Origin of the sequence: Promicromonospora citrea (assembly GCF_013004695.1) — a bacterium.
Lineage (GTDB): Bacteria > Actinomycetota > Actinomycetes > Actinomycetales > Cellulomonadaceae > Promicromonospora > Promicromonospora citrea.
Genome location: NZ_JABEMG010000002.1, coordinates 109,720 through 118,448 on the forward strand (window position 1 = coordinate 109,720; position 8,729 = coordinate 118,448).

The 8,729-nt window shown below is 71.1% G+C and carries 8 protein-coding genes and 1 pseudogene; 2 read left to right on the top strand and 7 right to left on the bottom strand.

Going from position 1 to position 8,729, the window contains the following annotated elements; translation table 11 throughout:
• Nucleotides 1–56: 56 nt before the first annotated feature.
• The 5 genes from HLB15_RS01070 to HLB15_RS01090 form a co-directional block, all read right to left on the bottom strand.
• On the bottom strand, nt 57–851 hold the full coding sequence (locus HLB15_RS01070; RefSeq protein ID WP_171102815.1) for an ABC transporter ATP-binding protein: 795 nt from the start codon (nt 849–851) through the stop codon (nt 57–59).
• Nucleotides 848–1,843 carry an ABC transporter ATP-binding protein gene (locus HLB15_RS01075; protein ID WP_171102817.1) on the bottom strand — a complete coding sequence of 332 codons (996 nt, stop codon included), beginning with the start codon at nt 1,841–1,843 and terminating at the stop codon, nt 848–850. Before HLB15_RS01075 ends, HLB15_RS01070 begins: the two co-directional genes overlap by 4 nt.
• Nucleotides 1,833–2,819 (bottom strand): branched-chain amino acid ABC transporter permease, encoded by a 987-nt coding sequence (locus tag HLB15_RS01080; RefSeq protein ID WP_171102819.1) that lies wholly within the window; start codon nt 2,817–2,819, stop codon nt 1,833–1,835. Before HLB15_RS01080 ends, HLB15_RS01075 begins: the two co-directional genes overlap by 11 nt.
• A 13-nt stretch (nt 2,820–2,832) precedes the next feature.
• The gene (locus tag HLB15_RS01085) at nt 2,833–4,284 is read right to left on the bottom strand and encodes a branched-chain amino acid ABC transporter permease (RefSeq protein ID WP_171102820.1); all 1,452 of its coding nucleotides are present in this window, start codon (nt 4,282–4,284) and stop codon (nt 2,833–2,835) included.
• Nucleotides 4,285–4,616: 332 nt separating this feature from the next.
• The gene (locus HLB15_RS01090; RefSeq protein ID WP_171102822.1) at nt 4,617–5,897 is read right to left on the bottom strand and encodes an ABC transporter substrate-binding protein; all 1,281 of its coding nucleotides are present in this window, start codon (nt 5,895–5,897) and stop codon (nt 4,617–4,619) included.
• A 375-nt stretch (nt 5,898–6,272) separates the two neighbouring features.
• On the opposite strand from HLB15_RS01090, the gene HLB15_RS01095 reads away from it, so the two are divergent.
• Complete coding sequence (locus HLB15_RS01095; RefSeq protein WP_020017413.1) at nt 6,273–6,476, top strand: cold-shock protein; 204 nt, start codon at nt 6,273–6,275, stop codon at nt 6,474–6,476.
• A gap of 186 nt (nt 6,477–6,662) precedes the next feature.
• Nucleotides 6,663–7,445: a hypothetical protein gene (locus HLB15_RS01100; RefSeq protein ID WP_171102824.1), complete on the top strand. Its 783-nt coding sequence runs from the start codon at nt 6,663–6,665 to the stop codon at nt 7,443–7,445.
• A gap of 14 nt (nt 7,446–7,459) precedes the next feature.
• On the opposite strand, the gene HLB15_RS24665 is transcribed toward HLB15_RS01100, so the two are convergent.
• Entirely contained in the window at nt 7,460–8,101 is a 642-nt protein-coding gene (locus tag HLB15_RS24665) for a DEAD/DEAH box helicase (protein ID WP_311979548.1), read from the bottom strand.
• Between the two features lie 66 nt (nt 8,102–8,167).
• A pseudogene (locus tag HLB15_RS24670) lies at nt 8,168–8,602 on the bottom strand (AAA domain-containing protein); the annotation flags it as partial.
• Nucleotides 8,603–8,729 lie beyond the last annotated feature (127 nt).

The window sequence follows — 8,729 nt, forward strand, 5'->3', positions numbered from 1 at the left end:
TGCCGACGACGCAGCGCCCGTCCGCACGACGGCGGACGGGCGCTGCGCGGGCGGGGTCAGGACGCCTTGTCGACGTCCTCCGCCAGGGTGCCCAGGTACAGCGAGATCACCTTCGGGTCGGCCTGGAGCTCACGGCCGGTGCCCGTGTACGCGTCCTTGCCCTGGTCCAGGACGTAGCCCCGGTCGCAGATCTGCAGGCAGCGCCGCGCGTTCTGCTCGACCATGACCACCGACACACCCGCCTTGTTGATCATGCGGGTGCGCAGGAACGTCTCGTCCTGGCGCACGGGCGACAGGCCGGCCGACGGCTCGTCGAGCAGCAGCACCGACGGGTTCATCATGAGCGCGCGGGCCATCGCGACCATCTGGCGCTCACCACCGGACATGGCGCCCGCGCGCTGCGAGCGCCGCTCGCCCAGCGTGGGGAACAGGTCGGTGATGAACTCGAACCGCTCGGCGAACGTCTTGGGCCGCAGGAACACGCCCATACGCATGTTCTCCTCGACGGTGAGCGAGGGGAACACGTTGTTGTTCTGCGGCACGAACCCGACGCCCTGGGACACCAGCCTGTTCGCCTTCTGGTTCGTGATGTCGACGCCGTCGAGCGTCACGCTGCCCGAGCGGACGTTGACGAGACCGAACAGGGCCTTGAGGAGGGTCGACTTCCCGGCGCCGTTCGGGCCGATGATGCCGACGAGCTCACCCTTGGCGACCTCGAGGTTGCACCCGTTGAGGATGTTGACGCCGGGCAGATATCCCGCGACGAGATCGGTCGCCCGGAGCAGGACCTTCCGCTCCTGGGCGGGGGCCTCCGGCGTGGTGGTGGCGTCCGGTGCGGCTGTGTCGCTCATCGCTTCTCCTCCTCGGCCTCGAGCCGGGCCAGCACGGCGGGGTCGAGCAGCGAGTCGTCCCCGAGGTCGGTGTCGTGGTGCGCGCCGAGGTAGGCGTCCACCACGGCCTGGTCCTGCATGACGGACGTCGGCGGGCCCTCCGCGACGATCCGGCCCTCCGCCATCACGACCACCCAGTCCGAGATGTGCCGCACGGCGTGCATGTCGTGCTCGACGAACAGCACGGTCATGCCGTCGTCGCGCAGCGCCTGGATGTGCCCGAGCAGTGACTGGACCAGCGCAGGGTTCACACCGGCCATGGGCTCGTCGAGCATGATCATCGCCGGGTCGGTCATGAGGGCGCGGGCCATCTCGAGCAGCTTGCGCTGGCCGCCCGAGAGCGAGCCGGCGAAGTCGTCCTTCTTCTGCGCGAGGTTGAACCGCTCGAGGATCTCGAGCGCCTTCTCCGTGTTGCGCTTCTCCACCCCGGACCAGAGGGGCCGGAACAGCGCGCCGAACAGGTTCTCGCCCGGGTTGTCCGGCGCGGCGAGCAGCATGTTCTGCAGCACCGTGAGGCGCGAGAGGGCCTTGGTGAGCTGGAACGTGCGCACCATGCCGCTGCGCGCGAGCTTCGCGGCGCTGGTGCGGGCGATCTGCTTGCCCTCGAACTCCCAGGTGCCCTGGTTCGGCTTGTCGAACCCGGTGAGCAGGTTGAAGAAGGTCGTCTTGCCCGCGCCGTTGGGCCCGATGAGTGCGGTGATGGCGCCGCGCTGGACCTCGAGGTGGTCGACGTCGACGGCGGTCATGCCGCCGAACCGGCGCTGCACGCCGGTCGCCCGGAGGATCGGGTCGGGCTTGGCGACGCCGACCTTCGGCTCGACGCCGGCCAGCGTCTCGGTGACCTGCCGCGCCGTCTCGCTGTCGACGACGGTGGCCGCGAGGGTCTCGTCGTCGAGCTCGACGGGCTCGGTGGTGTTCTCCGCGGGCTTCTCGGTGGTGTTCTCAGCGGACATCGAAGGCGAGCTCCTTCTTGTTGCCCAGGATGCCCTGGGGGCGGAAGATCACGATGCACATGAGCGCGACACCGACCATGAGACCCGCGAGGTGCTCGACGTTCTGGGCGGGCATGACGTCCGCCAGCCCCGCCCGCATGCCCGTGCGCAGCAGCATGTAGACGAAGAAGAAGAGCATCGCCCCGAGCACGGGCCCGAACAGGGTGGCCGCGCCGCCGAGCAGCATGACCGTCCAGACGAAGAAGGTCAGGGTGCGACCCATGTTGTCCGGGGCCACCGAGATCGGTAGCACGAACAGCAACCCGGCGAGCGAGCCCGCCACACCGCCCAGCACGAGCGCCTGCATCTTGTAGGCGAAGACGTTCTTGCCGAGCGCGCGCACGGCGTCCTCGTCCTCGCGGATGCCCTTGAGGACGCGGCCCCACGGGCTGCGCGTGATGAGCCAGACCAGGAGCACCGCGACGAGCACGACCGACCACGCGAAGATGCGGGTCCACCACGAGTCCGAGCCGTTGTTGAGGTACTCGAGCGGGCCGATGGTGGTGCGCCCGTCGGGCAGCGGCGAGAGCGCCTGGAACGGGCCCTTGTACGTGGAGCCCGCCAGGCCGGACGCGCCGCCGGTGTAGTCGGCCCAGAGCGTCGAGCGCCCGGCGAACCGGATGATCTCCGCCGCGGAGATGGTCACGATGGCGAGGTAGTCACCGCGCAGCTTCAGCGTCGGGATGCCGAGCAGGAGCGCCAGCAGTGCGCCCGCGCCGGCCGAGACGAGGAACGCGAGCCAGAACGGCGCGCCCTCGATCGTGGCGATGGCGAACCCGTAGGCGCCCATGAGCATGAAGCCTGCCTGCCCGATGTTGAGCAGGCCCGTGTACCCGAAGTGCAGGTTGAGGCCGATGGCCGCCAGCGCGTACGCCGCCGTCGCCGGCGCGATGAGCTGCCCGAGGGCCTGGATGAGGATGCGACTCAGTTCGTCCATGACGATTCTCCTTTCAGCCGACCCGCACGGCGCGACCGAGCAGGCCCTGCGGCCTGACCAGGAGCACGAGGATGAGGATCAAGAGGCCCGAGGCGTACCGGAGGCTGCTCGGCATGCCGGGGATGAGGGTGGACATCTCGACGACGATGCCGATCACGATGGAGCCGGCCAGCGCGCCGAACGCCGTGCCCATGCCGCCGAGCGTCACGGCGGCGAACATGAGGAGCAGCAGGATCATGCCGAGGGTCCAGGTGAACGACCCGAACGAGATGGCGAGCAGCATGCCGGACAGGCCGGCGAGGCCGGTCGACATGATCCACACGATGCGGACGATGCGGTCGGGGTTGATGCCCGTGGCCGCGGCGAGCGCCGCGTTGTCCGACACGGCACGTGTCGCCTGACCGATGCGCGTCTGCGTGAGGAACCACGCCATGGCGCCGATCACGACGACGGCGACGGCCATCGAGATCCAGGAGGCGGTGCTCAGCGTGATGCCCGCGAGCTCGAGCGGCTGCGCGTTCGACGGGAGCACGCGCTGCGAGCGGCCGCCGATGAACATCTGGATGACGTACTGCAGCGCCATCGACAGGCCGATCGTGACGATCATGAGCTGCATGACGGGCGTCCCGCGCTTGCGCAACGGCCCCCAGAGCACCATGTCCTGCAACCAGCCTGTCCCGGCGCAGACGAGGATCGTGACGACGACGGCGACCGGGACGGGCAGGCCCCACCAGTTGACGGAGATGAACCCGAGCAGGGCGCCGAGGGTCACCTGCTCGCCGTGGGAGAAGGCCGAGATCCCGGTGGTGCCGTAGATCAGGCTGAGGCCGACGGACGCGAGCGCCAGCAGGAGCCCGAAGCGGATGCCGGAACCGAACTGCTGCCAGACCTGGCTGAAGGCCGGCCAGCCGGAGACGTTCTGGGTGGAGCCGTCGGCGCCGATGCCTGTGTCCTCCCCCTCGCCGCCTGCGCCGGCCCCGTCGGACGTGCCGCCGTCCGCGGGCTCGGTCGGCTCGTCGGTCGCCCCGCCGCCCTCGGGCGCCACGCCCTCGCCGACCCGGAACGCGCCGCGGGCCGTCGAGCCGAGCTGCGCGGTCACCTGGCGCTCGGTCGCGTTCGCCGTGGTGCCCTCCGGCAGCGTGTCCTCGTCGATGGTCAGCGTGTAGGTGCCCACCTCGGGCACGGCGACGGACACCGGCCCGTCGGTGGACGTGACGACCTGCTCGAAGCCCGGCCCGGCGATGGTCACGTCGATGCCGGGCAGGGGTTCGTTGTCGCTGTCGAGCACGACCGGGGAGACGCAGGCGGTGGTCCCGTCGGGGGTGCAGGTCGTGGCGACGTCCGTGGTGGATGCCGCGGCGGGTGCGGCGAGCATCGCCGCGCTCGCGGTCGCGGCCGCGAGCGCCGCCACGCCGACGGCGAGGATTCGCCGTGCCGCGGACGCGATGGGTCGGTCGGCTGTCATGTGCCGGGTCCTCCGTGGTGTCAGGGGCTGGCCCAGAGGTTCGCTCTCGGGACCACCGTTCTCCCCGTGGTGTAGCAGCCCTGAACAGGCCGTGAATCGCAAAGGTTTCGCGAGCGAGCCGAAGTGTAGCCGTGGTTTGTGTCACACCTGGCACGCCCGTGTCACACGAAAGGGTCGTGGTTGATAGTGGTTGATCGGGGCACGTTTCACGGCCGTGCCGGGCCAGGGACGACGACGGCCCGACCACCCTCCGCGCGGAAGGCGATCGGGCCGGTGTCGTCAGGAGGCGCCCGACGGGTGGAGCTCACCCGCCGGGCACCCGAGATGGCGCACTACGGCGCGACCTCACCCTCGATCGAACGCTCGAAGACGTTCACGTTCTTGTCGTCGTACTTGTAGACGCCGATGAACGCGGACGTCGGGTCGTTCTGGTCGTTGAGCGGGCCCACGCCGGACTGACCCACGTAGTGGATCTCGTCGCCGGCCTCGAGCGCCTCGACGCCCTCCTCGAACGAGGTGACCTCGGTACCGCCCTCGGCGCCGGAGACCGCCTTGATGTTCTCCGAGATGGTCGCGCCGTCCGTGCCCTCGCCGCGGACCGCGGCGAGCGCCGCGAGGATCACCGCGTCGTACGACTCGGGGGCGTAGGAGAAGTCGGAGAGCGCCTCGCCCTCGTTCTCCTCGTACCAGCCGCTCACGCGGTCACGGAACTCGTCGGGGGCCTGCGCGCCGGGGATGGTGCCGACCACGCCCTCGAGCGTGCCCGGGTCGAAGTCCTCCTCGTACGACGCGGTGTTGCCGTCGCAGAAGTAGGTGGTCCCGTTGAAGTCCCAGCCCTGCGAGGTCAGCTCCGTGACGATCGCCTTGGTCTCCTCGAACGCGATGACGGCGATGGCGTCCGGCTCGGCCGCGAGGGCGTCGTTCACGATGCCGGAGAAGTTGCTCTCACCGGGCGGGAACTCGTCACCGGCACCCGAGGCGCCGTAGACGACCTCACCGCCGCCGGCCTCGATGGCCTCCTGGATGTTGTCGCGCAGGCCGTTGCCGTAGGCCTCGTCCTGGACGATCATCGCGACCTTCTGGTGGCCGCCGTCGAGGATCAGCGAGCCGAGCGCGGCGCCCTGGACGGTGTCCGGCGGCGCGGTGCGCGTGAAGAAGTCGCTGATCCCGGACAGGTCGGTGGCCGTGTTCGCCGGCGAGATCTGCATGACGCCGGCCTCGGTGAACTGGTCGACCACGTTCAGGCTGACGCCGGACGACGCCGCGCCGATGACCACCTGGACGCCCTTGCTGATGAGGTCGGTCGCCGTCTGCTGGGCGACGCTCGTGTCGGTCGTGTCACCCGAGTCGCCCTGCTCCAGGGAGACGTCGTTGCCGAGCACGCCACCGGCCGCGTTGATGTCGTCGACCGCCAGTCCGACGCCCGCGACCTCGGGCGGGCCGAGGAAGGCGAGCGTGCCGGTCAGGGGGAGGATGGTGCCGACGACGAGCGGGTCCTGCGAGCCGCCTTCGTCGCCGCCTCCGGACTCCGTCGTGGTGGAGCAGGCCGCGAGGCCCACGCTGAGGACAGCCGCGAGCGCGAGACCGCGAGCCGCCGTGGTACGTCGAATCATTTCTGCTGGTCCCCTTCGAGCAAGAGTGAACCTGACGTGGCGACTTGCCTCGTCGTGGCGATGAACGTAGCCACCTTGTGTGACGTTGATGTGTCTAGTCCGTCACACCGCCTCGATCGTTACGAGGATGTTACCCACCCATGCAGCGCCGATGAATCTGGGTGAAACCGGGCGTGGATAGTGCCGGAAAGCACGAAAAGGCGCTTCTGGATTGCGTACAGAGCGCGCTGTGACGGGAGTCGCGGGCGATCTGGCGGCAAGGCGGGTAGGCTTGTCGCGTTGCAGTGCCTCGATCGTTCTTCCTCGAGATGACGACGACACCGTGATACAGCGATCCCGACGGTCGGGGTCGTCGCATCTTGCAAGGAGCAGTACATGGCATTCGGAACCGTCAAGTGGTTCAACGCCGAGAAGGGCTTCGGGTTCATCGCACCCGAGGACGGTGGGCAGGACGTCTTCGCTCACTTCAGCGCCATCCAGTCGAGCGGCTACCGCTCGCTCGAGGAGAACCAGCGCGTCGAGTTCGACGTGAAGCAGGGCCCCAAGGGCCTGCAGGCGGAGAACATCCGCCCGCTCTGATCTTCTGATCGTCACGGCACGCGCGCCGGCCTCCGAGCCGGTACCGGCCGTACGACGTCGGCCCGGTCGCCTCTCGAGGCGGCCGGGCCTTCGTGCATCCCGGGCCGGTTCTCCCGGAACCCTTGGCCCACGTCGGGCGTTCCCCTGGCGGACCGTCACCCCGCGCCATCCACGAAGGGCGAGACCATGGGCTTCCTCGACCGACTGCTCGGCCGCGAGCCGCGCGACCAGATTCCCGGCATGTACTCCGGCGGCTCGGCGCCGCGACAGCAGTACAGCCCGACCCCCGCACCCGCCTACGGCACGCCGCCGGCCTCCGGCTCGGCGGGCAGCACCGGGCGCAGCGAGGACGAGGTCGCGATCGAGCGCTACCGCTACCTGCTGCGCACCGCTCCCCCGGACCGCGTCGAGGAGGCGCACGCCGAGGCGTTCGCCCAGCTCACGCCCGAGCAGCGCAGCCAGGTCCTGGCCCAGCTCAGCGAGACGGTGCCGCCGGCGGAGCGCGCGACGTCGGACGACCCGCGCGACCTGGCCCGGATGGCCACGCGCGCGGAGATGCGCAACCCCGGCACGCTCGAGCGCAGCCTCGGGCGTGGCGGCCAGGGGTTCGGCGGCGGGTCCGGCCCGGGGTTCGGCTCGATGATCGGCGCCAGCATGCTCGGCACGATCGGCGGCATGGTCATCGGCTCGGCCGTGGCGAACATGATGTTCGGCAGCGCCTTCGGCGACCCCGGCCAGGACTTCGCCGGCGGCGAGGAGGGCGCGGCAGGTGCCGAGGAGGCGGGCGCCGAGGGCGGCGACCCGGGCGCCGAAGCCGGCGGCGAACCCGTCGAGGCAGCGGGCGCCGAGGCCGGGGCCGACGCGGGTGGCGACGCCGGCGGCGGGTTCTTCGGCGACTTCTTCGGTGGCGGTGACGGCGGGGGTGACTTCGGCGGCGGCGACTTCGGTGGGGACTTCGGCGGCTTCTGAGGCCGAGCGCCGCCTCAGCCGCCGACGAGCCGCAGGAACGCGCCCAGCTCCAGCAGGCGTGTGACGCCGTTCGCGTCGAGGTCTCCGGGCAGGTAGTCGGTGAGCCGTGGTGAGGAGATCACCACGGCTCGCCACTGTGCCCGCGACACCGCGACGTTGATGCGGTTCCGGGACAGCAGGAAGCCCATGCCCCGCGAGACGTTCTCGGGCGCCGAGGCGGCCAACGTCAGGATCGCCACGGGCGCCTCGCGGCCCTGGAACATGTCGACCGTGCCGACGGGCACCTCGCCGAGGCCGGCGGCGCGCAGCGCCTGACGCACGAGGTGCACCTGGGCGTTGTACGCCGCGACCACGAGCACGTCCTGGGGACCCACCGGCCGCGGCGAGCACCCCGGGCCCGCCACCCAGGACCGGCCGAGCACGGCACGCACCTGCCGCACCACCTCCTCCGCCTCCTGCGGGGAGGTGGACGAGCGGCCCTCGTGCGCGACAGGCACGTGCACGACCCCCGGCGCCACGCCCTCGAGCGACCGCGTGGTCGTCACCGGGTGAGCCGCGAGCCGGCCCGCGTACGCCAGCTCCGACACCGCGGCGCAGACCTCCGGGTGCATGCGCCACGACTCGGGCAGCAGGTACCCGAGCCCCTCGGGCAGCACCGCGCGCCCTCCGGCGAGCCACGCGAGCGCCGACGCGTCGACGGGCTCCGGGTGCCGGCCCTGGCTGACCTGCGGGAGCTGCTGCGGGTCACCGAGCAGCAGCAGCCGCTTCGCCGACCGGGCCACGGCGACCGTGTCGGCCAGCGAGAACTGCCCGGCCTCGTCCACCACGAGCAGGTCGAGCCCCTCGGCCGGCCAGCGGGAGTGCGCGAAGTCCCACGCGGTGCCGCCCACCACGCAGCCGCCGTCGCTCGAGGCGGCGATCTCGGCCAGCTTCTCGCTGCTCACCTCCTGCCACGCCCGCGGCGCCTCGTCACCCGTCGTTGCCGACCGCCGCTTCTTGGCGACCCGGTCGGCCGCCACACCGGCCTTGTGCACGACGGCGGCCAGCATGTTCTCGACGGCCGCGTGCGACTGCGCCACGACCCCGACGCGCCGGCCGGCCGCGACGAGCCGGGCGACGACGTGCGAGCCGACGTGCGTCTTGCCGGTCCCGGGCGGCCCCTGCGCCCGAGCCGACCGAGGAGCCGCAGTACGAGCGGGTCACCCCGGAGGACCTCGAGAACGAGCCCGACCTCGACCGGTCCGCCCGCGACGACGCCACGCGCGACGCCGTCCCCTGGGAGAA